Raw genomic sequence first — 22,457 nt, forward strand, 5'->3', positions numbered from 1 at the left:
ACGTCACCAGCACTGCCATGCGCCGCGGTGGCGTTCGGCCTCAGGTAAGGCGGGCGTGGACCACCAGGCGGACGCTTCGGCGCCAAGCGCGGCCTGCGCCGCGGCGATATGGTCGGCAATGGCCGCCGCGCTGAGCAGATGGGCAGACCGCTTGTCGTTGGAACAGGTCCGGTCAGCCGCGATCAGCGACGCCTGATGATCGAAATAAAGGCGGTTGAGATCCATCTGTAGCTCCGGTCACAAGCGGGAGCACAAACAATCTCTCAGTCGCGGGGCGCTTATTCAGATCGACCGCGATGTGGATGAACTAGCACAGATCGCCCGAAATCCCAAATGGCTCGCGGGATGAAGCATACAGCTGATCAGCCGGCTGCTGTGGTCGGGCAGCTATCCGCCCGCTTCGCATTCTGACCGCTTCAGGGGCGAAACAGTCGGCCGCGCATGTCCAGAAACGGGTGGAAAGCGGTCAACGCTGCGGTCATCGGGTTCAGCCTACTGAAATTCCAATGCCGTAGGGCCTGGTCAGAGGCTGATCGCAGCCTGGAGAAAAACTGCATGAAAATCAGTCTGCTCTTGGGTGCCGCTGCATTAATGGCCGCCAGCCCCCTGTCGGCGAATCCACGAGGCGATGAGCCGATCGCGATCCCCGCTTCGATTAAGCAGGGGATCGACTTCATCTATGTTGATCCGCAGATGGCCGAAGTTGCGAAGCCGAAGCAAAAGCCGCGAAATTGGCTCCAGCGCATCTTCAAGGGTCGCGAAGAGACGCGAGGGAAAGAACCTAACTCGGTTTTCCTCGGCCTCGCGGGCGGTCTCGAACGGTACAAAACAAGTTGGGGCGGTTTGCCGCAGATCAAGGTTGCCGCGGGCGGTCCGCTCAAGGCGGGCTCTAAGGGAAGGCGCGTGGAGCAGCTTCGGACCCGCTTAGGGCTGCCTGAAGGGGGCGGCTATGACGAGACGCTTTTGCGCGCGGTGACCGAGTACCAGCGCGTGCATGGCCTTGACGCCGATGGCGTTGCTGGCCGGTCGACGATCGCCTCGCTCAACTTGGGCGCGGATCATTATGCTCGCCGGATCGCAATCAACATGGAACGTGCCTACCGCCTGCCGGTCACCCGCACGTTCGACCGATATGTGGTGGTCGATTCAGGCGCGGCCGAAGCATACCTCGTTCAGGGTGACAAGGTGGTGGCCAGCATGCGCGTGATCGTCGGCGCGCCGAAGACCAATACGCCAATGCTAGCGGTTCTGATGCAGCGCGCGAAGGCCAATCCGTACTGGAACGTGCCGCCGGACATGATCCAGACCGTGACGGCCAAGCGCGTGCTCAATCAGGGCGTCTCCTACTTGAAGAACTTTCATTACGAGGTGCTGTCCGATTGGACGCCCGCTGCCCAGGTGGTCGATCCGAAGACCGTCAACTGGAAGCAGGTCGCAGCGGGCAAGAGCAACATCCGCGTGCGCCAGCTGCCCGGCCCGTGGAATTCGATGGGTGAGATGAAATTCGAGATGCCGAACGACTACGGCATCTATCTCCACGATACCCCGACCAAGGAAGTGTTCGACTCAAAGGACCGCTGGCTGAGCAATGGTTGTGTTCGGCTGGAGGACTATCGCCGATTCGCATCGTGGGTGTACGGCGGTGTTCCGCAGCCCGGGCCGGCAGCTGAGCAAGTTCTCGAGCTGCCGAAGCCGGTCCCTGTATTGATGACTTACCTTACCGTGATGCTCAGCGGCACAAGCGTCCAGTTCCGCCCCGACCCCTATGGGTTTGACGCGCTGGCGATGCCGCAGATGTTTGCAGCCACCCGCAGCGCAGGCCTCGAACCCATGGAGAAGGGAGCCCAGTCCTAACGCTGCTTGGTGTCTCTGGCATCGTCACCTGTGTTCGAAGCACCTTCTACGGAACGTCGGCAATGGGCCGATACCCGGCAGTATGCAGGCAGGCGCGTTGCTGCCAATTTACCGCGTCAGCTTCTTGTAGGCGAGCCGCGTCGGCCGGTCCGCTGCATCGCCCATGCGGCGGCGCTTGTCTTCCTCGTACGCCTCGAAGTTGCCTTCGAACCATTCGACGTGGCTGTCGCCTTCGAACGCCAGGATGTGCGTCGCCAGGCGATCGAGGAAGAAGCGGTCGTGGCTGATGACCACCGCGCAGCCGGCGAAGTTCTCGATCGCTTCTTCCAGCGCGCCTAGGGTCTCGACGTCGAGATCGTTGGTCGGCTCGTCGAGCAGGAGGACGTTGCCGCCTGCCTTGAGCATCTTGGCCATGTGCACGCGGTTGCGTTCGCCGCCGGACAGCTTGCCGACGTTCTTCTGCTGGTCGGCGCCCTTGAAGTTGAACGCGCCGACATAGGCGCGCGTCGACATGTCGTGGCCGTTGACCTTCATGTAATCGAGGCCGTCGGACACTTCCTCCCACACGTTCTTCTTGGGATCGAGATCGTCGCGGCTCTGGTCGACGAAGCCGAGGTGGACGGTCGAGCCGATCTCCACCGTGCCGCTGTCGGGCGTCTCCTTGCCGGTGAGGATCTTGAACAGCGTCGATTTGCCGGCGCCGTTCGGGCCGATCACGCCGACGATGCCGCCGGGGGGCAGCATGAAGTTGAGGTCTTCGAACAACAGCTTGTCGCCGTATGCCTTGGAGATGCCCTTCGCCTCGATCACCTTGCCGCCGAGGCGCTCGGGCACCTGGATGACGATCTGCGCCTTGCCCGGCTTGCGGTTGTTCTGCGCTTCCTGCAGCTGCTCGAACTTGCGGATACGCGCCTTGGACTTGGTCTGGCGCGCGGCCGGGGTCTGGCGGATCCACTCCAGTTCGTCCTTGAGCGCCTTGGAGCGGCCGGATTCCTCGCGGCTTTCCTGCTCCAGCCGCTTGGCCTTCTTCTCCAGGTAGGTCGAATAGTTGCCCTCGTACGGGTAGTACGAGCCCCGATCGAGCTCGAGAATCCAGCCGACCACGTTATCCAGGAAATAGCGGTCGTGGGTGATCATCAGCACCGCGCCGGCGTATTCCTTGAGGTGGTTTTCGAGCCACTGGACGCTTTCGGCGTCGAGGTGGTTGGTCGGCTCGTCCAGCAGCAGGATGCCCGGCTTCTGGATCAGCAGGCGGGTGAGCGCGACGCGGCGCTTTTCGCCGCCCGACAGGCTTTCCACCCCCATGTCGCCCGGCGGGCAGCGCAGGGCCTCCATCGCGATCTCGAGCTGGTTGTCGAGCGTCCACCCGTCGACCGCGTCGATCTTGTCCTGCAGTTCGGCCATCTCGGCGCCCAGCGCATCGAAATCGGCGCCCTCCTCGGCCATTTCCATGCCGATGGCGTTGAACCGTTCGACCATGTCGGCGGTTTCGCGCGCCCCGTCCTTGACGTTTTCCAGCACGGTCTTGGTCGGATCGAGTTCCGGTTCCTGCTCCAGATAGCCGACGGTGATGTTCTCGCCCGCCCACGCCTCGCCGGTGTAGTCCTTGTCGATCCCGGCCATGATCTTGATCAGGGTCGACTTGCCCGCGCCGTTGGGGCCCACGATGCCGATCTTGGCGCCCTGGTAGAACTGCAGGTTGATGTCCTTCAGCACCGGCTTGGGCGCGCCGGGGAAGGTCTTCGTCATGCCTTTCATGACGTATGCGTACTGGGCGGCCATCGGTGGTCCTCGAAATAAAGCAGAGTGTGTCTGAAAGTTGGCCGCCAGATAGGGGTTGGCGCGGGGAGGGGCAAGCGGGTTGGCACCGCCGATGCGAGGCGCTAGCAGCGCGGGCATGAAGTCGCATTTCTCCGCGCTCGCCGCGCTGTCGCTCCTCGCCGCAACCGCCGCGTCTGCCGCGCCGCCGCCGCTCTCGCTCGAGCGGCTAGCTGATGACGCGCTGGAGAACGATCGGGTCGCGTGGGACTTTGTCGAAGGGATCACCACCGAAGTCGGTCCGCGCCAGGCCGGCACCGAAGCGGAAGCGCGCGGGCGGGACTGGGCGGTGAAGTGGCTCAAGGCCAACGGCTTCGCGGGCGTGAAGGTCGAACCCTACAAGATGCAGACCTGGGTGCGGGGCGAGGAACGCGCCGAGATCGTGGGGACCTTCGCCCAGCCGATGAAGATTACCGCCCTCGGCAACACCGCCTCGACCGGGGCGGCGGGCCTGACGGCGGAAGTGGCGTATTTCCCGACGTATGCCGACCTGGTCGCGGCCCCGGCGGGCAGCCTGGCGGGCAAGATCGCCTTCATCAGCCACGACATGCGCCCGACGCAGGATGGCTCCGGCTACGGATTTGCCGGCCCTGCGCGGTGGACCGGCGCCAGCCTCGCGGCGAGCAAGGGCGCGGTCGCGACCGTGATCCGCTCCATCGGGACGGAGAACCACCGCACCCCCCATACCGGCGGAACCACCTTCGCCGAGGGCGTTACGCCAACCCCGGCCGGCGCTCTGAGCAACCCGGATGCCGACAATCTTGAGCGGATGTTCGCCCGCGGCAAGCCGATCCGCATGAAACTGACGCTGACCCCCAGCGTGCTGGGCGAAACCGACAGCGGCAACGTGGTGGCCGAAATCACCGGCCGCAATCCGAAGCTGCCGCCGGTGCTGATCGCGTGCCATCTCGATAGCTGGGACCTGGGCACCGGAGCGATCGATGACGCGTCGGGCTGCGGGATCATCGCCGCCGCCGCCAAGCAGATCGCGCGGGGCGACCGGCCCTTGCGCACCATCCGGCTGCTGTTTGCCGGGGCGGAGGAGACCGGCCTGTGGGGCAGCCGCGCCTACGCCGCGGCCCACCGGGGCGAGGCGATTCACGCCGGCATCGAGAGCGACTTTGGCGCCGACCGGATCTGGCGGTTCGACAGCAACTTCACGCAATCCGCGCCCGCGCTCTATCAGCGCCTGGCCAAGGCCGTCGCGCGTTTCGGGGTAGCGCCGTCGCAGGAGGTGGCCACCGGCGGGGCGGACCTGAACCTGGCGCGCGAATCGAAGTCAGCCATCCTTGATCTGCAGCAGGACGGCACCCGCTATTTCGACCTCCACCACACGCCTGACGACACACTGGACAAGGTGGATCCCGTGCAACTGCGGCAGAATGTCGCCGTCTGGACCCAGGTGGTCGGCATCCTCGCGAACGAAGCCGGCGCGATCACCCCGGGGGCGTAGCGCGCGAGCTTTCGATCGCGCGGCGCAGCGCCGCCACCTCGGCCTTCAGTTCGGCCAGTTCGGCGGCGCCGGCGACCGGCGCGTCGTGGTCCTCGGCATCGCGTCCGATGAAGAAGCTGGCGATGGTTGCGGTCAGGTAGCCGAGCACCGCGAGGCCATAGATCGACAGCAGCAATGCCAGCACGCGGCCTTCGGTCGTGACGGGCCAGAACTGGCTGCCGATGGTGGTCAGCAACATCGCCGTCCACCATAGCGCGTCCCAGTAGCCGGCGAACCCGCCTTCGACTTCGCTCGCGGGTTCGAAATTGAGCATTCCGGCCGCTCCGAGTGCGATCACCAGGCCGGTCAGCGCGGTGACATAACCAAATTGCCGCCGGCGCAGCGTGGCTTGCAGCGCCCTCATGCTGCGGTTCGCGGTGGTGACGATCCGGATCAGCCGCAGGCCGCGCGCGGCGCGCAGGATCGCCAGGGCACGGAACAGCCGCAGCGCCGGGACGATGAGCGCGATGAGGGTGAGCCAGTTACGCTTGAGGAATGCGCGCTTGCGCGGGGCCAGCACGAAACGGATTACGAATTCCGCGATGAAGATGATCCAGATGACCACCGCCAGGTTGCCCAGAAGCGGGCTGGTTTCGCCGGTGAGGTCGATCACAATCAGCGCCAGCCATGCCAGGCTGAGCATCAGCATGGGCGCACGCAGCCAGTCGTCCAGGTCCTTGAGCGCGCGCCAGCGCTCGATCTGCTGTCGCATCCTTTGCTCCCCTGCCGCGATCGTACAGGAAAGACGCACGGGGCGCGCAAGCGGGTCCGGGAAGGGCGCCGGAAACACCCGCCCGCCCGCGCGTTCGGTCAGCGGACGGGCACACTTTCTTGCAGGAGCAACCAATAGTGGCGCAGCAATTCGACGTGGCGGTGATCGTGGGCAGCTTGCGCAAGGAATCGGTCAACCGGAAGGCCGCGCTGGCGCTCGCGCGCCTCGCCCCTGCCAACCTGACGCTGCGGATCGTCGAGATCGGCGATCTCGCGCTGTATGACGAGGACGTAGAGAAAGCCGGCGCGCCCGACGCGTGGCAGCGTTTCCGCCGCGAGGTGAGCGCGGCCGATGCGGTGCTGTTCGTGACGCCGGAATACAACCGGTCCGTGCCCGGCGCGCTCAAGAACGCGATCGACGTGGGTTCGCGCCCTTATGGCAGCAGCGCGTGGGCCAAAAAGCCCGCCGCGATCATGAGCGTGTCCCCCGGCGCCATCGGCGGATTCGGCGCCAACCATCATCTGCGCCAGGCGCTGGTGTTTCTCGACATGCCGACGCTGCAGCAGCCAGAGGCCTATGTCGGCGACGGGTTCAACCTGTTCGGCGAAGACGGCGCAATCGTGAAGGAGGGGACCGAGACGTTCTTCCAGACCTTCATCGACGCATTTGCCCAGTGGATCGAGCGCACGGCAACGCCGCGTACTTAGCCGAGCCGGTTTTCTCTCTCGCTCTCACTGGGTTGAATGGTCGGGGAGACAGGATTCGAACCTGCGACATCTTGCTCCCAAAGCAAGCGCGCTACCGGACTGCGCCACTCCCCGACCCATCGATGCCGGCCACCTGGCACGCCTTGAAAGGCGCCGGTGGTGGGCCCGGCAGGATTCGAACCCGCGACCTAGCCGTTATGAGCGGCCAGCTCTAACCGCTGAGCTACAGGCCCCCTGGCCGAACCGGACGGGCCGGTCCGGTCAAAGCCGGTGCGCGGGGCGGTAGACGTAGGGTCGCACGCTGGCAAGCGGCTCAACGCTCGGCAGCGGAGATGATCTCGCTGACGCTGGTGGGAGCCACTCCGCGCATGTCCAGATACATGTAAACGCGGCGGAACCAGTCATACAGCCGATCAAGGTCGGCTTCGGTGCGGACGTAGGGTGTGTGGCCGGGTGACAGCGACGGGCTGTGAAAGCTCAGCACCAGCAGCGGCAGGCCATCGTCCAGCGCCATGTCGATGCCGCGCAGCGCTTCCTCGGCGGTGACGCCTTCGGGGGTCAACGCGATCCGTTCGAGCACGCCGAACCGCGAGCACGCGCCGGCCACTCTCGGTAACTTGCGCAGCAGCGGATGCACCCAGCGGCCCTGCCGCCGCAGCATTCCCCAATAAACGGTGGTGAGGGGCAATTCGAGGAGTTCACGCGCCTCGTCCACCCAGTACGGCGCCAGTGGATGGCGGCTGTAATCGGGACCCTGGCCGTCCCGATAGTCGAAGTTCGCCCGCACCGAGGTGTCGATCGGCACCCCTGCATCGCGGAGCATGGCGGCGGTTTCGGCCCCCAGCCCATAACGGCCCGCCCGGTAGATCAGCGGGGTAGTCTCGAATGCCTGCTCGACCTGCCGGCGCAGCCGAAGGAACTTGGCGCGCTCGAGCGCCGGCGGAAGGTTGCCGGCATAGCTGTTGTGGACGCTCACCTCTTCATCGAAGGGCGGATTGACCCATGGGTGAAGCTGGACGCCGACTTCGGCGCGGCCCGCCTTGACCGCGCTGCCGATGATGTCGATCGCCAGCGGCGAGGTGGCGACCGGCCAGTCGACGAGGTACACCGGCACCACCCCCAGCCCTTCGCAGAACTCCTGGAAGCGGGCGATCCGCGGCACGTGCATCAGTCCGTGCCCGTCGCGAGTGAAGGGGTCCGCCCAGTTGAATTCTTCTTCCGTATCGACCGTCAGCAGCGAGCGGGTGCCGAACCGGGGGGCGAAGCGCGCGGCCGAACCGGGGAGCGGCGGCTGGGTGATCGGACGATCCATGCAACTCCCCCACTGGCGGGCGGCGTGAGGTCAGCCGTGAGCGGCGCCAGCGCGGTCGTGGCTAAGTTGCCCCTCGGCGGCGGTCAAGCCGGGGAGGGTGAGGACCAGCGCCTTGTTCGCGGCCACCAGGTCGCCGCCTGTGGCCCGCGCCTCCGCCCGGGCAAGCCGCAGCGCGAAGCCGGCGCCGAACATCCCCGCACTCACCGCGCCGCTGCCCGCGCGATAGTCAGCGGCGAAGACGTCGTCCTGCGTGGCCAGCGAGGCGGGCAGGGCAATGCGCAGTTGCACACCGTTCGCCAGGCGAGAGAGGCGCAGGGCAATGACTTCGCCCGGACCGGTCGCGCCGGTCACCGTCGCCAGCAGCCGCCAGGCGAGCGCTTCGGCATCGTGGCGGGCGAGGGGCACCGCGCCCGCGGCCCCGTCGATCTCGCTGAGAAACTGCGCATTGCGGCTGCGTAACACCTCGCCCAGCTGTACGATCAGCCCCTGCAAGGTCTGTGCGAAGTCCGAGCTCCCTTCGTCCAGGGACAGGGCGCCGCTCTCCAGCCGCGCCAGCCGGTCAAGCTCGTCGAACCCCGCCAGCATCCGCGCCGCGTCGCCCGCGATCGTCGCGGCCAGGGCGCGGTATTCGTGCGGGGTGGGGCCGAACAGCTGTTGCTGGATCACCTCGGCAAAGCCCTGGATCGCGTTCACCGGGGTCTTCAGTTCGTGCAGCAACTGACGCATGCGATCCGCCTGCGGGCTGGACGCGGCGGCAGCGGCGGCGAGTGCTGGCCGCCGGAACCGGCCCGCGTAGCCCATGAACCGGCCACCCGGATCGGAGAAGCGGGGACCCGCATCGATGAGCCAGTCGCCCGCTACCGCCGGAGCGCCGCTCCACGTCATCGCGACACGGCGCAGCGGCTGGTGCTGGTTGCGCCCGCTGTCCGCGGCGACGGGGACGAGTGCCCCCATGACCATCGGCGCGATCGGCGCATCGGCCCAGTCGATCCGCCCTTCGGCGTCGGTGGTGAAAGCGAACCCCTCGCACCGCGAGCGCGCCTGGTCGGGCCGTTCGTTTAGCGGCAGGCGCGGCGCTTCTTCCGGCGGACGCGCGGCGCGGGTCTTGCGGAAAGTCTCGATCCGGCGGACCAGCGCGCCGATTTCGCTGGCGGAGTCGTCATCGCTCTCCGCCAGGTCGTTGGCCGGGACCGGCCGCAGGGGCGGGAGCGGGGCGGCGGGCGCCGCGTCCATGGCGGGATAGGGGCTCGGCAGACCGCGGTCGCGAATCCCAAGCCGGTCGAGCACGTGCTGAGTCGCCTGCGGCAAGTCGCGCCGCAAGCGCAGAAAGCCGCGCGCGCGGATCGGCAGGCGCGGGATCAGCGCGTCCCAGTCGTCCACGCTCAGCTGCGCGACCGAGAGTGCCGCCGCCGCGACCTCGGGCTCGTCCTCGGCCAGGTGCAGCGCCAGTTCGGGGTTGCGGAACCGCAGTCCCGGTTCCCGGATCATCATCGCGCGCTGATCAGCGCCAATTGTCTCGCCCAGCGCCGCCAGCCTGAGCCACGCCGCCGCAAGCATGGATTCGTCGCGGCCGGCGCGGCGGTTGCCCAGCAGGTCGAGCAACTGGCGGAACTGGGTCATGGCCGCACGCTCACCCGTCGCCCGGTGGCGCAAGACGGTGGCAAGGCGGTCGTCGAAGTGCATCATGCTCCAGTCAGGCGCTCGGCGCGGGTGCGAGGCGGTATCCCAGCTCGTTCTATCACGGAGCGCCGATGTGAACATTGGGGCTCGGCCCCGCGTTGCAAAGCGGGACAATTGCTGGCAGAAACAATAAAATTAGCAGGCGGTGCCGTAATCTGCCGCCTTTATTGCCCAGCGATGTCTGGGTACCATCTCGCGGGGGCGCGGCAATGGCCAATCTCGACGATATCGACCGCAAATTGCTGGCAGAGCTGCAAAGCGAAGGCCGGGTGACGAATGTGGAACTCGCCAGCCGGGTCGGCCTCACCGCCCCGCCATGCCTTCGGCGCGTGCGCGCGCTGGAGGAAGAGGGCGTAATCCGCGGCTATCATGCCGATCTCGATCCGTCGAAGCTCGGCTTTGCGATCACGGTGTTCGCCATGGTCAGCCTGAAAAGCCAGGCGGAAAGCAGCTTGCGTGAGTTCGAGGATCACATGAAGTCGCTGCCCGAGGTGCGCGAGTGCCACATGCTCAACGGCGAGATCGACTTCATCCTCAAGATCGTCAGCCCCGATCTGCAGAGCTTCCAGGAGTTCCTGACAAGCAAGCTCACGCCCGCGCCAAATGTCGATAACGTAAAGACATCTTTGACCATTCGGACCGCCAAGCAGGAACCTGGGGTGCCGCTCGCCGACTAAACGGCCCGCGTTGGCGGATTGCTGCAGCGAGGACGGAACGCATCGCCGCGCCGGCGCTTGAGTATGTGATAACCCACAAGGAGATTCGCATGCCTACTCACGCCATTTTCGACAGCCATGACCATGCCCGCCGCGCGGTCGACGACCTGCGCACCGCCGGGGTGCGCGACGATTCGATCTCGGTCGTAGCCCACCATGGCCGCACCACCACCACTACGGACGCCGACGGCAACGTGACCGATGAAGACCACCAGAACATCCTGCGCGGTATTCTGGGCGGGGGCGCCTTGGGTGCCGGTCTCGGCGTTGCGGCGCTCGCCATCCCCGGCGTTGGCCCGATTGCGGCGGCTGGCGCGATCGCGGCCGGCGTAGTGCCCGAAGCGATGGGCATCGGCGCGCTGGCTGGCGCGGCGTTCGGGTCGATGAACGAAGTGCTGAAGGGCCACGGCGTCGATGACGATGACGCCGCGTACTACAGCCCGCGGATGAAGGACGGCGCGGTGTTCATGTCGGTCGACGACGAGAAATCGGGCTACGACGCTGATCGCACGTCCGAAGTGATGTACAACGCCGGCGGCCATAACCGCAGCCGCCCGCGCACGTAAGCAAATCGCGGGGGGCGGGCCAGACCGGCTCGCCCCCTGCTATCCCTTCAGGCGCGCGCGAAAGCTAGGCTTCGCGTTCCCGGAGCCAGTCCTCCAGCCATTTGATCGAATAATCACCGCTGAGGACATCCTCCTGGCGGATCAGTTCCTGGTGGAGCGGGATGCTGGTCTTGACGCCTTCGACGACCATTTCCTCGAGCGCCCGCCGCAGCCGCATGATGCATCGTTCGCGGTTGCGGCCATAAACGATCAGCTTGGCGATCATGCTGTCGTAGTACGGCGGGATCTTATACCCGGCGTAAAGCCCACTATCGACCCGCACGTGCATTCCGCCGGCCGCGTGATAGGCGGTGACCATTCCCGGTGAAGGGGCGAAGGTCCAGGCGTCTTCGGCGTTGATGCGGCACTCGATCGCGTGGCCGGTGAAAGTGATGTCGGCCTGGCTGCACGACAGATCCTTGCCATCGGCGATGCGGATCTGTTCGCGCACCAGATCGATGCCGGTGATCATCTCCGTCACCGGGTGTTCCACCTGCAGGCGGGTGTTCATCTCGATGAAGTAGAACTCGCCGTTTTCCCACAGGAATTCGATCGTGCCCGCACCGCGGTAGCCCATGTCGGCCATCGCGTTGGCACAGATCATGCCCATCCGATCGCGCTCTTTGGCGGTGATGATCGGCGAGGGCGCTTCCTCCAGCACCTTCTGGTGTCGGCGCTGGAGCGAACAATCGCGCTCTCCCAGATGGACCGCGTTGCCGCGCCCGTCGCCGAACACCTGGAATTCGATGTGGCGCGGGTTGCCGAGATATTTTTCGATATAGACCGTGGCGTCGCCGAACGCGGCCTTCGCCTCGCTGCCGGCCTGGCGCATCAGCGTTTCGAGCTGATCTTCCGCCTCGCACACCTTCATGCCGCGGCCGCCGCCGCCGCTCGCGGCTTTGATGATCACGGGATAGCCGATCTCCGCCGCGATGGCGCGCGCTTCGTCGAAGTCGCTGACCGCGCCGTCACTGCCGGGGACCAGCGGCAGGCCAAGCGCGCCGGCGGTCCGCTTGGCTTCCACCTTGTCGCCCATCGTGCGGATGTGTTCGGGCTTGGGGCCGATCCAGGCGAGGCCGTGCGCCTCGACGATCTCGGCGAACTTGGCGTTCTCCGACAGGAAGCCATAGCCGGGGTGGATCGCATCGGCGTGGGCGATCTCGGCCGCCGAGATGATCGCCGCGACGTTGAGGTAGCTGTCGGTCGCCGGCGGCGGACCGATGCACACCGCGTGGTCGGCCAGGCGCACGTGCATCGCATCGGTGTCGGCGGTCGAGTGCACCGCGACCGTCTCGATGCCCATTTCGTGGGCCGCGCGGTGGATCCGCAGCGCGATCTCGCCGCGGTTTGCGATCAGGATACGGGTAATCGGCATGGCCGGATCAGCCGATCACGACCAGCGGCTGGTCGTATTCCACCGGCTGCGCGTTCTCGACCAGGATCGCCTGGATCGTCCCTGCCTTGTCGGCGGCGATCGGGTTCATCACCTTCATCGCCTCGACGATCAACAGGGTGTCGCCCTGCTTGACGGTGTCGCCGACCTTGACGAACGGCTGGGCGCCCGGTTCCGGCGTAAGATAGACGGTCCCGACCATCGGCGACTTGAGCGCGTTTTCATTCGCGGCCGGTGCAGCCGGCGTCGGAGCGACTGCGGCGGACGCGGGTGCCGCGGCTGGCGCGGCCGCCACCGGTTGCGGCGCGGGTGCCATCATCACCCCGCCGCGGGCGACGCGGACCTTGCGGTCGCCATCTTCGACCTCGATTTCGGTCAGCCCGGTTTCCGCCAGCAGTTCGGCCAGTTCACGGACCAGTTTGGTGTCGACGTTCATGCCCGAGCTCCGCGCGCTTGCGTCCTTGGTTTCGGCCATTGCCTGCCCCTTGTTGTGTCAGGCGAGTGCCTATGCGCGGCTCGTCCGCCAACCGCAAGCCGCTAGAGCGCCGCCGCCTTTTCCAGCGCTACGACATAGCTTTGCGGACCCAGGCCCTTCACCTCGGCCACCGCACCCATGCCGACGTACGAGACATGGCGGAACGCCTCGCGCGTCAGCGGATCGGACAGATGCACCTCGATCACCGGCACGGCGATCGCCTTGATCGCATCGAGCAGCGCGATTGAGGTGTGGGTATAGGCCCCGGCGTTGAGCAGCACCGCTTTGGCGCCTTCGGCATTCGCCTCGTGCAGCCAGTCGACGAGATGGCCCTCATGGTTCGACTGGCGCACGTCGACCTCCAGCCCCAGTTCCTGCCCCCGGTCCTCGAGCATCCCGGCGATCTCGTCGAGCGTGGCGGAGCCGTAGATCTCCGGCTCCCGCGTGCCGAGCAGGTTGAGGTTGGGACCGTTGAGGACATAGACGAGGTTGCTCATCCGCGCTGCTTACAGACCCCGGGGCCCGGCGGGCAAGCATGCCGGACTGGGGCGAGTGTCACACGTGTCACACTGTTCAGAGCCGAAACAACTTATCCCTCCACCCCCTTGATCTTCCCCCACTGGCGCGCGGCGGTGTAGCCGAGGTAGCCGGTGCCGAAGAGGGCGTAGAGTTCATCCGGCAGGCCGCGCAGGTATGCGGTCATCGATCCGGCAATCGTCTCGGCGGTGCCGGGGGCAAACAGTGACAGGATGCCGATCGGCAGCGCGGCGAGCAGCATCACGTACATGACATAGAGGAAGCTCGGCCGCGCGCGGCTGGTCCAGGGATCGGACGACGCAGCCTCCGTAACAATGGCCGATAGCTGGGTTTCGATCAGCCTGAGTTCGTGCGTCCCTTCCAGTTGCAACAGTTCAAGCTTCGCCTGCGCGGCGGCCTGCTTGTCGGGAATGACCTTGTCGATGATCGAGGTGACGGGACCGATCAGAACGTCGAGGATAGACATGGCTGCTTACTCCGGTTGAAACGGTCGGTCTGTAACCAGATGGGTTTGTGTAGGAAAATTCTTTCACCATTCGTAGCTCTGGCCCGCCAGGTTTGACAGCACGCCGGCCGGGCAGCAGGAAGGCGCGCATGAAATCGACGCTGTTGCTTGCCGCCGCCCTCTCCTTGTCCGCCACCACCGCCGCCGCGCAGGGCGCCGCCGCGCAGGACGCCGCCGCAGGGCCTGCTGACCAGGCGTTGCAGGCGCTCTACGATGAATACTGGAACTGGCAGGTGCGCGAGTACGGCTGGATCGAGAACGCGGACGGGTCGACCGACCAGGGGCCGACCATCGCGCCCGTGACGCCCGCTGCCCAGCAGGCCCGCGCCGCCCAGGCGGCAGAGTTCCGCAGGCGGCTCGGCGCGATCGACCTGGCGGCCCTGTCGTCCACGGAAAAGACCAACGCCGCCGTGCTGCGCGCTGCGCTGACTGAGACGATCGAGGACGCGAAGTTTGCCGAATGGGAGATGCCGTTCGACAGCGATTCCAATTTCTGGAGCTATTGGGACGCGCCCACCGGATACCAGACGGTCACCGAGTACGAGCATTACATCGCCCGCCTGCGCGCGCTGCCGCGCCATTTCGACGAGCAGATCGCCAACGCGCGCGCAGGTTTGAAGCGCGGGTCCAGCGTTCCGCGCGTGACGTTGGCGGGGCGCGACGCGAGCCTGGCGGCCTATACCGTCGACGAGCCGGAGAAGAGCCCGTTCTGGCGCGCCTTTGCCGACATGCCGGCGCGATTTTCCGACGCCGACATGGCGCGGCTGAGGGCGGAGGGGCGCGCGGCCATCGCGCAAGGCGTCACCCCCGCTTATGCCGAACTGCTGACCTTCCTGCGCGACGAGTACGCGCCCAACGCGCGCACGACGCTGGCGGCCGAGGCGATGCCGGATGGCAAGGCGTATTACCAGCAGCAGATCCGCCAGTACACGACCCTCGATCTCACGCCGGCAGAGATCCACCGGACCGGCTTGGCCGAAGTCGCCCGGATCGAAGGCGAAATGCGCAAGATCATGGCCGAGGTCGGTTTCACCGGCACGATCGCGCAGTTCACCGAGAAGCTGCGCACCGATCCGGCGCAGGTCGCGGCCACGCCCGACGAGCTGATGGGCGTATCCGCCTACGTGGTGAAGCGGGTGGACGGGAAGCTGGCCGATTACTTCGGTTTCCTGCCGCGCAGGCGCTTCACTATCCGGCCGGTCGCCGATGCGATCGCGCCCTTCTATACCGCGGGGCGCGGCGGTCTGGACGCGTGCCAGATGAACACGTATAATCTCGCGTCCCGCCCGCTGTACAACATCCCCGCGCTGACGCTGCACGAGTGCGCGCCGGGGCATAGCTTCCAGATGACGTTCCAGCAGGAGCAGGGCGAGCAGCCCAAGTTCCGCCGCAACCTCTATTTTAGCGGGATGGGCGAAGGCTGGGGCCTCTACACCGAGTTCCTGGGCGAGGAGATGGGCATCTACCGCACGCCGGAAGAACGCTTTGGCCGGCTGAGCTACGAGATGTGGCGTGCCGCGCGGCTGGTGATCGACACCGGCATTCACCACGATGGCTGGACCCGCGACCGGGCCATCGCCTATCTCGCGGACCGCACCGCGCTGTCGCGGCACGAGGTGGAGACCGAGGTGGACCGGTACATCTCGTGGCCCGGCCAGGCGCTCGCCTACAAGCTGGGGGAAATGACCATCCGGCGGATGCGGACCAAGGCCGAAGGCGCGCTGGGTGCGGCGTTCGACATCCGCAAGTTCCACGATGTGGTGCTGGCGCTCGGATCGGTGCCGCTGCCCGAACTCGAAGCGCGGATCGACGCCTTCATCGCCGATGGCGGGCAGGGGTTGCCGGGCGTGACGTACGATTGACCCCGGGACCATTCCCGCTGACCCGCGTTGACCCTCAAAAGGGGAAGCACATGACCGCCGACAGCGGAAGTGCCGGCAGCGGCTGCGCGATGACGCGCGGTTTCCTGGCGACCTGTGCGCCGCCAGCGACGCGCGCGGGCTGAGCGGATGGCGTTTCGCGTACGCGTGCGCAAGCTGGTCGAGGACATCCGCGACAGCTACTGGTTCGTCCCCGGGCTTCTGGCGCTGGTCGGGCTGGTGCTGGGCCTTGCCGCCATCCTGCTCGATGTGCGGATCGGCGATGCCTGGCTGGGCCGCTACGAATGGCTCTATGGCACGCGCCCCGATGGCGCCCGCCAGATCCTTGCCACCATCGCAGGGTCGACCATCACTGTCGCGGGCGTGGTGTTCTCGATCACCCTGGCGGCCGTGACCTACGCCTCGGGCCAGTACGGGCCGCGATTGCTGAGCAACTTCATCCGCGATCGCGGCAATCAGGTGACCCTGGGCGTGTTCGTGGGGACGTTCCTTTATTGCTTGGTAGTGCTGAGGACGATCCGCAGCGCGGAAGAAGCGAGCGCCGACACGGCAGGCGCCGTGCGCGAGGCATTCGTGCCGCACGTAGCGATGTTCGGGGCGCTGGCGCTGGCGATCCTGTCGATCAGCGTGCTGATCTACTTCGTGCACCACGTCACCTCGGGCATCCACATCAACAACGTGATCGCGAAGATCGGCAGGCAGCTGCTCAGCGACATCCGCGACCGTGCCGCCGAGCGCAGCGACCTGTTACCCGGACCGCCGGCATCGCCCCTCGATGGAGCGGTCCGCGTCGCCGCCGACCGGACAGGCTATATCGAAGCGATCGACGAAGGCGTGCTGATCGATTTCGCCGAGCGTCATCAGCTGACGGTGCGACTGGTCCGCCGCGCGGGTGATTTCATGCACAAGGGCCGCGCGATCGTGGAGGTCTGGCCTGGAGAAGCGGTGGATCCGTCGATCGCGCAAGCATGCAACGCCGCCTTCGCCATCGGTGATCGCCGGAGCGCGCAGCAGGATTTGCGCTTTGGCATCGATGAACTGGTGGAGATCGCCACGCGCGCCCTGTCGCCCGGGGTCAACGATCCCTTCACCGCGATCGCCTGCATCGACTGGCTGGGCGCGGCCTTGTCCGAACTTGCTCTCATGCGACCGGCCCCCGACGTCATGGCGGGCGAGGGTGGCGAGGCCCGGCTGGTCGCCGATCGTCTGGGCTTCGAAGATTACCTCGCCAGCGCGTTCGGCCAGCTGCGTCCGTACCTGGCGGGGGACGTCAACGCGCGCACCCGCGCCCTTGCTGCGCTGGATGAGGTGGACGCGACGCTGTCGGACCCCGGAAATCGATCGCTGCTAGCCGCGGAGCGGCGAGCGCTGCGGGCGTGCGCGGCGTAGATTTCGGGTCTTGAGGGGCAACCATGCCCGCGGCGCGGCCGCGCGCTGGCAAAGAAAGCTGAAACCACTGGTCGGGACGAGAGGATTCGAACCTCCGACCCCCACACCCCCAGTGTATTAATCCGACACGCATGCTTTTCTCAAATTCGATTGCTTGACAGGCATTTAGCGCAAAATTTAGCGAAATCGATGACAATGACCTCTATCCGTATTCTAGCTGTCATGTGAGCACGGTGATTGCTATGTGATTGCTGGAAACGAGATCGAGGCAAGGTATGGAGCGCCGCAAACTCACTCGCAAAGTGGTTGATGCCGCAGGCCCGCGAGCGAGCGACTACTTTCTGTGGGACCCGGATCTGAAGGGTTTGGGTTGAAGGTCACCCGCAGTGGGCGGAAGGTCTATGTCGTACAGTATCGTATGGGTGGGCGCGCTTTCCCAACGAAGAGGCGCACCATTGGCGCTGACGGAAGTCCGTGGACACCGCTAACAGCGCGCGCGGAAGCTGAGCGTGTGCTCCACATGGTGGGCTTGGGGCAGGACCCTGCGGTCGCCGAGCAGGAGAAAGAGCGTCAGCAGCTCCATGGCCGCTTTGAACAGTTAGCTGAGCACTTCCTCGCAGACAGTCAGCGCAACTGGGCGCCGCGCACGTACATCAATCGCAAGAGCGACATCGAACGCTGGCTCCTTCCCGTGCTTGGCAAAAAGACGCTTTGCTCGATAACTCGTCGCGACATCACGGCGGTGCTCGACCGCATTCCGGACGGCCGGCCTGCGCTGCCACGTAACGTATTCGTGCTCATGCGCACGATCTTCAACTGGGCGCTCGGCCGCGGAGACATCGAGAAGTCGCCGACGCTCGGCATGAAGGTGCCGCGCGCTGCTCCAGAGCGGCATCACATCCTGGCTGACGATGAGCTAGTCGTTGTGGCAGCCACCGCGCCTAAGCTAGGGCCCGTCTGGGGCAACTTAGTTCACATGCTTATTCTGACGGGCCAGCGTCTTAGGGAAGTCGCGCATATCGAATGGTCTGAGCTCGATAGGGTGGGGCGCATTTGGCAAATCCCGCGCAGCCGGACGAAGAACGGTCGCGATCACGTCGTGCCGCTCAATCGCGCTGCGCTGGCTACACTCGACGCAATAGCAGGTGTAGAGGCCGACGACGAAGAGGAGCGCAAGTGGCCACGCTCAGGCTTTGTTTTCTCGCACGTCCCAGGCACGCCCGTATCCGGATTCTCGAAGGTAAAAGCGCGCTTGGATGCGATGCTCGCAGGGACGACTGACCCAACGGTCCGGCCATGGCGCTTGCACGATCTGCGGCGCACTGTGGCAACCAACATGCAACGGCTGGGCGTACGCTTCGAAGTTACCGAGGCCATTCTTAATCACGTGTCGGTCACGCAAGCCGGCGTTGCATCAGTGTACCAGAGGCACGACTGGTTGGATGAAAAGCGCGCTGCACTCGACGCATGGAGCGACAAGCTTGTAGCGATGGTGGAGAGCTATCAAGCGACGCGGTGGGAGAAACCGAAGAAGTCTAAAGTGCTTAAAAAGGCAGCGTGATCGCGCGCCAACGAATTCCAGTTTAGTTGTGTTGAAACAAACCATTCTGATCTGACGCTCGCTACCCTATCGGGCGCTGCCGCGCGGATGTCAGCTTTGCGCCCAATTGTTGTCGTTCACGCGATACAGACATACGGCCAATACCAGACCTTTGCGGCGCTTCTGTTCGTTGGGATCTAGCGATAGGCACGCTACGTGGTCGGGACAACCGATACGCCGCTACCGCGCTACCAGAGCAAGGTTCTCTGTCGCGCGTATGGTTTAAGCTTATCGACTTGTGTTAGCTCCGCCGCAAATTCCGACGCCGGTCACGTGGATGCACGCGTCGTCACGTGAATACCTAGTTCCTAGGCCTCTCCCATTCGGTTCTTAGCCCATGACTTCGAATGCGGGACCATATCCTGTATTTTCTGGAATCGTGAGGACGTTCTTGCCCTCGCGCTGGACGATCTCAGGAATGACCGTCACGATTTTACGAGCAATGGCCTTGGCAACACACTCTTCGGCGCTGTCTGCTTCCGCCAGCAGTTGCAGGTTTAGCCGGGTGGGGAAGATAATCGTTCGCTCGCCAGATTCCCCCAATTGAAGCGCCTTGCGCGGCGAAAGCCATTCCGCATCGACAGTCTCGTAGCCATCGCATGCCGCAATCTGGCGGTCGGGAGCTCGAACAACAAAGAAATGTGTGTCGAAGCGCTTGTGCATAAAGGTCGGCGTTATCCATCTGGCAAAATGAATTAGGGGGTCAAGGCGCAGGCGCACGCCGGCATCGCGGACGATGTCTAAAAACGCCCGCGTTCCCACCTCTACCGCTTTGCGGCTTTCGAGGTCGCACGCGTCCTCGAATTCGGTGCCGTCGTTATTCTCGGCCAGGAGAATCCCCGCTTCTTCGTAGGCTTCGCGGATCGCAGCGATCCGCAAGGTCCGCTGCGTGTGGTCAAAATTTTCCCAGCCGCAGCAATGATCTGCCCATCCAGGGGCTTCGTCACTAGCCGTCGGCTTCCCGCCAGGAAATACCAACGCTCCGGAGGCAAAATCGATTTGATGGTGCCGCTTGACCATCAAAACCTCGAACTCAGGGTCGTCGCGAAGAAGCAGCATGGTGGCCGCCGGAACCGGAGCGACGGGATTTCGTAACGTCATGCTACTCTCCTTGTGTAGATCTGCCCCGTCCGGGCACTCGCACCCAGAAACCCATAAACCGCCCGATGTTCATTTGCGGAGCAAATGTTCATTTGCGGAGCAAGACCACGGCGGCACTCGCCAGCGAGATACCCGCGAGCAACCAGGATTGACCGACAAGAAGCGCGGCGGAAACAATCAGTGCGGCGCCTATCGGCCCTTTGGTGGACGGGGTCTCTTGGCGAGCGGCCGCAAGCCGTTCGACGCTCGCCGGGTCGAGCTGTATTGGCAGGTATCCTGACCTCGCGATCGAGTTCGCATTGGCCAGCAATCCGGGCAAGGAAGCCGATAGACCCAGCAGCTGACCGCCGAATTTCTTCAAACCCGTCCGAGCGCTGCCGAGCGAGAACCGCTCTGTGAGAAGCTCCGCGATGATCGGCCGGGTTTCTTGGGCGATGTTATAGTCGGGTGCCAGCGATCGGACGAAACCCTCTGCAGTCAACAGGGTACGCAGAAGAATGGCGAGATCGGGTGGCAGGACCAACTTATAATCCCGCAATAGATCGAACACGCGCGAAAAAATCTGCGAGAACTCGATGCCCGAAAGCACGGTCCCCCTGAACTCTCCGATCAACTGATCCAGATCCACCCCAAGCGCGGCGCGATCTACCTTCGGTTCCTCCGCCCAGCCGAGCAGGACATCGGCGACAGCGTTCGGTTCCTCACCGGCGATCGCGAGCACGAGGCGGACGATCTCGTCGCGCCTGGCCTTGGTCAGCGTGCCGACCGATCCGAAATCGATGAAACCGACATCCTCTTCGCCAATCAGGAAGACATTACCGGGATGCGGGTCGCCGTGGAATTCACCGTTCAGGATGATCATGCGCAGGACTGCGTCCGCATACCTTTTGGCGAAAGCCGCAATCTGCGGGTCGCCCGAGGCGGTGCCCAGCGAAGAAGCCGTTCTGCCGTACAGGCGTTCCTGAACGTTGACCCGCAACCCCGTCAGTTCCCAGTGAATCGCCGGGGTTTTGCTGCCGATGGTATCGAGATAGGCGCCGACCCGCTCGCAGGCTCGGGATTCCGCAGCCAGATCCATCTCCCAGGCCAGGTTGCGGCCGAAGGTCCGTAGAAACTCGACTGGCCGGTAGCGCGCGATATCCGGAGATCGGGCTTCGGCGATCCCAGCAAGGCGTAAGAGGAGGCGTACATCTGCTTCCATCCGCGCGGCGGTACCTGGCCGCCGCACCTTTACGATGACTTCGCTGCCGTCCCGCAGTTCGGCGGAATAGGTTTGCGCTATGGAGGCCGAGGCCAGAGGCTGTTCATCGAATCGCGCGAAGTCGCTCCGCCAATCCTCACCCCAGCTTGAAGCAAGAACGGGCTCTATGAGTGCAAAAGGCACTGGCGACACCTGATCGTGCAGCGTTGAGAATGCCGCAATCCAGTGTTCGCCAAACAGATCGCTGCGCGTGGCGAGAAGCTGACCCAGCTTGATACCGACCGGTCCGATATCTCGCAGGAACGCAACGACAGCGGCCGGACGAAATTCGCGTGGGTCGAAGATACCCTCTGGATGAGGAACGATCCCGAGTGTGCCAGCGAGATTTTTGGCGCCATGCCTGACGAGGATCTGCCCAATCTCGGCGGCACGTGCGATGTTGCTGATCGGGTTTTCCCGAGAAGCGGTCATGTCTCCGTTTCCTTCTCAGACCCGCTATGATCTCGGTTTCTTGCTACCCATTGTGGTATCATCTCCGCAGGCTGGACGCTCGCAGCCCTGCGAAAGACGGAACGACCGCCCCGGAGCCACCACAGCAACTCCGCCTCCTTCAATTCTAATTCTCGATGCTCCCGCCCATTTCTTCAGCGGGGTACGCCAATACAAAAAAAGGGGGGCAACCCAGGGAGTTGCCCCCCCCCCAAGTCAAGGAGAGGAAAGGATGATCCTTCCTCGAGGACAGATTTTAGCCACGCAAGATTTTTTGTAAAGTGGTTTACCATGTACCCTATGCACAAGGCAGCTCCGAGCTCGGCTCGCCGCTTCATAGGACGATCTCAAATCCCACGCGGCCAAGGACTCGCACTCGTGCGTTCGATCTAACGGCATCCGCTGATTCAACGCCCGCGGGCGGTCAGGGGCAGGCGCTCGACTTGAGCACACGTCAGCGGGAGTCCGGCACCGTCGCAGATCCTTCTAGGTTTGCCGAAATTTTAGCGAGAAGCTGTTTCAAAAGGTGTTTATCGCTTGGCGCTATGTCGCGCCAAAGCACAGTGTGGAGTTGATCCGCCGCCTCTCTCAGTTCGGGGATTAGGGCACCAAGCTTGCGCGTCAGGATGAGCTTCCATGCCCTTCGATCCGTTTCAGCTCGCCGCCTTTCCAGTAACCCTTGTGCGCAGAGTACAGCAACCGCCTGCCCGATAGTTGCCGATTCAAGCTCGAGCGCCTTGGCGATTTCCGACTGCGTCAGCGATGGGTCGCGAAGGAGTTGCCCGATGATCCTCCACTGGGTCTGATTAAACCCGGTCTTGGCGGCCCGCGCATCGTATGCCCTTCTCGCGCCTCGACTTACTTCGTTCAGCAGATATAGAATTTGGTCATCGTCGGTGATGACATTTCGGCGTGATCGACTCAGCGGCTCGGCACTATCGTCCATGCCGTTTGCCTAGCTAAACCGACCCTGCAATCCTACCTTCAAATA

20 protein-coding genes and 2 tRNA genes are annotated in these 22,457 nt (G+C 64.6%); 8 read left to right on the forward strand and 14 right to left on the reverse strand.

Annotated elements, in window-relative coordinates; all coding sequences use genetic code 11:
• Positions 1-3: 3 nt before the first annotated feature.
• Complete coding sequence (locus tag E0504_RS11885) at positions 4-225, reverse strand: hypothetical protein (protein ID WP_131624290.1); 222 nt, start codon at positions 223-225, stop codon at positions 4-6.
• 330 nt (positions 226-555) lie between these two features.
• Between E0504_RS11885 and E0504_RS11890 the strand changes: the two genes are divergently transcribed.
• Positions 556-1,854 (forward strand): L,D-transpeptidase family protein, encoded by a 1,299-nt coding sequence (locus tag E0504_RS11890; RefSeq protein WP_165938489.1) that lies wholly within the window; start codon positions 556-558, stop codon positions 1,852-1,854.
• 108 nt (positions 1,855-1,962) lie between these two features.
• Here E0504_RS11890 and ettA read toward each other — a convergent pair whose 3' ends face one another.
• Positions 1,963-3,636, reverse strand: a complete 1,674-nt coding sequence (ettA, locus tag E0504_RS11895) for an energy-dependent translational throttle protein EttA (protein ID WP_131624294.1) — start codon at positions 3,634-3,636, stop codon at positions 1,963-1,965.
• Between the two features lie 115 nt (positions 3,637-3,751).
• Between ettA and E0504_RS11900 the strand changes: the two genes are divergently transcribed.
• Entirely contained in the window at positions 3,752-5,125 is a 1,374-nt protein-coding gene (locus tag E0504_RS11900) for a M20/M25/M40 family metallo-hydrolase (RefSeq protein WP_131624296.1), read from the forward strand.
• Here the strand turns inward: E0504_RS11900 and E0504_RS11905 are convergent.
• Complete coding sequence (locus tag E0504_RS11905) at positions 5,109-5,876, reverse strand: potassium channel family protein (protein ID WP_131624297.1); 768 nt, start codon at positions 5,874-5,876, stop codon at positions 5,109-5,111. The genes E0504_RS11900 and E0504_RS11905 overlap by 17 nt on opposite strands.
• Before the next feature lie 137 nt (positions 5,877-6,013).
• Between E0504_RS11905 and E0504_RS11910 the strand changes: the two genes are divergently transcribed.
• Positions 6,014-6,583: an NADPH-dependent FMN reductase gene (locus E0504_RS11910; RefSeq protein ID WP_131624299.1), complete on the forward strand. Its 570-nt coding sequence runs from the start codon at positions 6,014-6,016 to the stop codon at positions 6,581-6,583.
• A 37-nt stretch (positions 6,584-6,620) separates the two neighbouring features.
• Here E0504_RS11910 and E0504_RS11915 read toward each other — a convergent pair.
• The 4 genes from E0504_RS11915 to E0504_RS11930 form a co-directional block, all read right to left on the reverse strand.
• Positions 6,621-6,697: transfer RNA gene (locus E0504_RS11915), tRNA-Pro, on the reverse strand.
• Positions 6,698-6,740: 43 nt separating this feature from the next.
• A tRNA-Ile gene (locus E0504_RS11920) sits at positions 6,741-6,816 on the reverse strand.
• Between the two features lie 80 nt (positions 6,817-6,896).
• The gene (locus E0504_RS11925; RefSeq protein WP_131624301.1) at positions 6,897-7,895 is read right to left on the reverse strand and encodes a polysaccharide deacetylase family protein; all 999 of its coding nucleotides are present in this window, start codon (positions 7,893-7,895) and stop codon (positions 6,897-6,899) included.
• A 30-nt stretch (positions 7,896-7,925) separates the two neighbouring features.
• Complete coding sequence (locus E0504_RS11930) at positions 7,926-9,497, reverse strand: sensor histidine kinase KdpD (RefSeq protein ID WP_207912495.1); 1,572 nt, start codon at positions 9,495-9,497, stop codon at positions 7,926-7,928.
• A gap of 287 nt (positions 9,498-9,784) precedes the next feature.
• Between E0504_RS11930 and E0504_RS11935 the strand changes: the two genes are divergently transcribed.
• Together E0504_RS11935 and E0504_RS11940 are read left to right on the forward strand one after the other, a co-directional pair.
• Complete coding sequence (locus E0504_RS11935) at positions 9,785-10,252, forward strand: Lrp/AsnC family transcriptional regulator (protein WP_131624303.1); 468 nt, start codon at positions 9,785-9,787, stop codon at positions 10,250-10,252.
• A gap of 89 nt (positions 10,253-10,341) precedes the next feature.
• Entirely contained in the window at positions 10,342-10,857 is a 516-nt protein-coding gene (locus E0504_RS11940) for a hypothetical protein (protein ID WP_131624305.1), read from the forward strand.
• A gap of 64 nt (positions 10,858-10,921) precedes the next feature.
• Here E0504_RS11940 and accC read toward each other — a convergent pair whose 3' ends face one another.
• The 4 genes from accC to E0504_RS11960 form a co-directional block, all read right to left on the reverse strand.
• Positions 10,922-12,271, reverse strand: a complete 1,350-nt coding sequence (accC, locus tag E0504_RS11945) for an acetyl-CoA carboxylase biotin carboxylase subunit (RefSeq protein WP_131624307.1) — start codon at positions 12,269-12,271, stop codon at positions 10,922-10,924.
• A 7-nt stretch (positions 12,272-12,278) separates the two neighbouring features.
• Positions 12,279-12,764, reverse strand: a complete 486-nt coding sequence (accB, locus tag E0504_RS11950) for an acetyl-CoA carboxylase biotin carboxyl carrier protein (RefSeq protein ID WP_207912496.1) — start codon at positions 12,762-12,764, stop codon at positions 12,279-12,281.
• A 62-nt stretch (positions 12,765-12,826) separates the two neighbouring features.
• Positions 12,827-13,261 (reverse strand): type II 3-dehydroquinate dehydratase, encoded by a 435-nt coding sequence (locus E0504_RS11955; protein ID WP_131624309.1) that lies wholly within the window; start codon positions 13,259-13,261, stop codon positions 12,827-12,829.
• Positions 13,262-13,353: 92 nt separating this feature from the next.
• Complete coding sequence (locus tag E0504_RS11960) at positions 13,354-13,767, reverse strand: holin family protein (RefSeq protein WP_131624311.1); 414 nt, start codon at positions 13,765-13,767, stop codon at positions 13,354-13,356.
• A 128-nt stretch (positions 13,768-13,895) separates the two neighbouring features.
• Between E0504_RS11960 and E0504_RS11965 the strand changes: the two genes are divergently transcribed.
• The 3 genes from E0504_RS11965 to E0504_RS11975 all read left to right on the forward strand — a co-directional run bounded on the left by E0504_RS11965 (position 13,896) and on the right by E0504_RS11975 (position 18,636).
• On the forward strand, positions 13,896-15,668 hold the full coding sequence (locus tag E0504_RS11965) for a DUF885 family protein (protein ID WP_131624313.1): 1,773 nt from the start codon (positions 13,896-13,898) through the stop codon (positions 15,666-15,668).
• Positions 15,669-15,833: 165 nt separating this feature from the next.
• Complete coding sequence (locus E0504_RS11970) at positions 15,834-17,075, forward strand: DUF2254 domain-containing protein (protein WP_165938490.1); 1,242 nt, start codon at positions 15,834-15,836, stop codon at positions 17,073-17,075.
• A 343-nt stretch (positions 17,076-17,418) separates the two neighbouring features.
• Positions 17,419-18,636 carry a site-specific integrase gene (locus tag E0504_RS11975; protein WP_131624316.1) on the forward strand — a complete coding sequence of 406 codons (1,218 nt, stop codon included), beginning with the start codon at positions 17,419-17,421 and terminating at the stop codon, positions 18,634-18,636.
• A gap of 369 nt (positions 18,637-19,005) precedes the next feature.
• On the opposite strand, the gene E0504_RS11980 is transcribed toward E0504_RS11975, so the two are convergent.
• The 3 genes from E0504_RS11980 to E0504_RS11990 all read right to left on the reverse strand — a co-directional run bounded on the left by E0504_RS11980 (position 19,006) and on the right by E0504_RS11990 (position 22,412).
• On the reverse strand, positions 19,006-19,776 hold the full coding sequence (locus E0504_RS11980) for an NUDIX domain-containing protein (protein ID WP_131624318.1): 771 nt from the start codon (positions 19,774-19,776) through the stop codon (positions 19,006-19,008).
• Positions 19,777-19,864: 88 nt separating this feature from the next.
• Entirely contained in the window at positions 19,865-21,448 is a 1,584-nt protein-coding gene (locus E0504_RS11985; RefSeq protein ID WP_131624320.1) for an AarF/ABC1/UbiB kinase family protein, read from the reverse strand.
• A gap of 472 nt (positions 21,449-21,920) precedes the next feature.
• Positions 21,921-22,412, reverse strand: a complete 492-nt coding sequence (locus E0504_RS11990) for a MarR family winged helix-turn-helix transcriptional regulator (protein ID WP_131624322.1) — start codon at positions 22,410-22,412, stop codon at positions 21,921-21,923.
• Positions 22,413-22,457: the final 45 nt, after the last annotated feature.

It is taken from the genome of Parafrankia sp. BMG5.11 (assembly GCF_004337455.1).

Coding starts and splice junctions, on each gene's coding strand:
- E0504_RS11980 (WP_131624318.1), bottom strand. CDS start 19,776: ATGACGTTACGAAATCCCGTCGCTCCGGTTCCGGCGGCCACCATGCTG.
- E0504_RS11925 (WP_131624301.1), bottom strand. CDS start 7,895: ATGGATCGTCCGATCACCCAGCCGCCGCTCCCCGGTTCGGCCGCGCGC.
- E0504_RS11885 (WP_131624290.1), bottom strand. CDS start 225: ATGGATCTCAACCGCCTTTATTTCGATCATCAGGCGTCGCTGATCGCG.
- E0504_RS11905 (WP_131624297.1), bottom strand. CDS start 5,876: ATGCGACAGCAGATCGAGCGCTGGCGCGCGCTCAAGGACCTGGACGAC.
- E0504_RS11900 (WP_131624296.1), top strand. CDS start 3,752: ATGAAGTCGCATTTCTCCGCGCTCGCCGCGCTGTCGCTCCTCGCCGCA.
- accB (WP_207912496.1), bottom strand. CDS start 12,764: ATGGCCGAAACCAAGGACGCAAGCGCGCGGAGCTCGGGCATGAACGTC.
- E0504_RS11985 (WP_131624320.1), bottom strand. CDS start 21,448: ATGACCGCTTCTCGGGAAAACCCGATCAGCAACATCGCACGTGCCGCC.
- E0504_RS11935 (WP_131624303.1), top strand. CDS start 9,785: ATGGCCAATCTCGACGATATCGACCGCAAATTGCTGGCAGAGCTGCAA.
- E0504_RS11960 (WP_131624311.1), bottom strand. CDS start 13,767: ATGTCTATCCTCGACGTTCTGATCGGTCCCGTCACCTCGATCATCGAC.
- accC (WP_131624307.1), bottom strand. CDS start 12,271: ATGCCGATTACCCGTATCCTGATCGCAAACCGCGGCGAGATCGCGCTG.
- E0504_RS11990 (WP_131624322.1), bottom strand. CDS start 22,412: ATGGACGATAGTGCCGAGCCGCTGAGTCGATCACGCCGAAATGTCATC.
- E0504_RS11890 (WP_165938489.1), top strand. CDS start 556: ATGAAAATCAGTCTGCTCTTGGGTGCCGCTGCATTAATGGCCGCCAGC.
- ettA (WP_131624294.1), bottom strand. CDS start 3,636: ATGGCCGCCCAGTACGCATACGTCATGAAAGGCATGACGAAGACCTTC.
- E0504_RS11940 (WP_131624305.1), top strand. CDS start 10,342: ATGCCTACTCACGCCATTTTCGACAGCCATGACCATGCCCGCCGCGCG.
- E0504_RS11965 (WP_131624313.1), top strand. CDS start 13,896: ATGAAATCGACGCTGTTGCTTGCCGCCGCCCTCTCCTTGTCCGCCACC.
- E0504_RS11955 (WP_131624309.1), bottom strand. CDS start 13,261: ATGAGCAACCTCGTCTATGTCCTCAACGGTCCCAACCTCAACCTGCTC.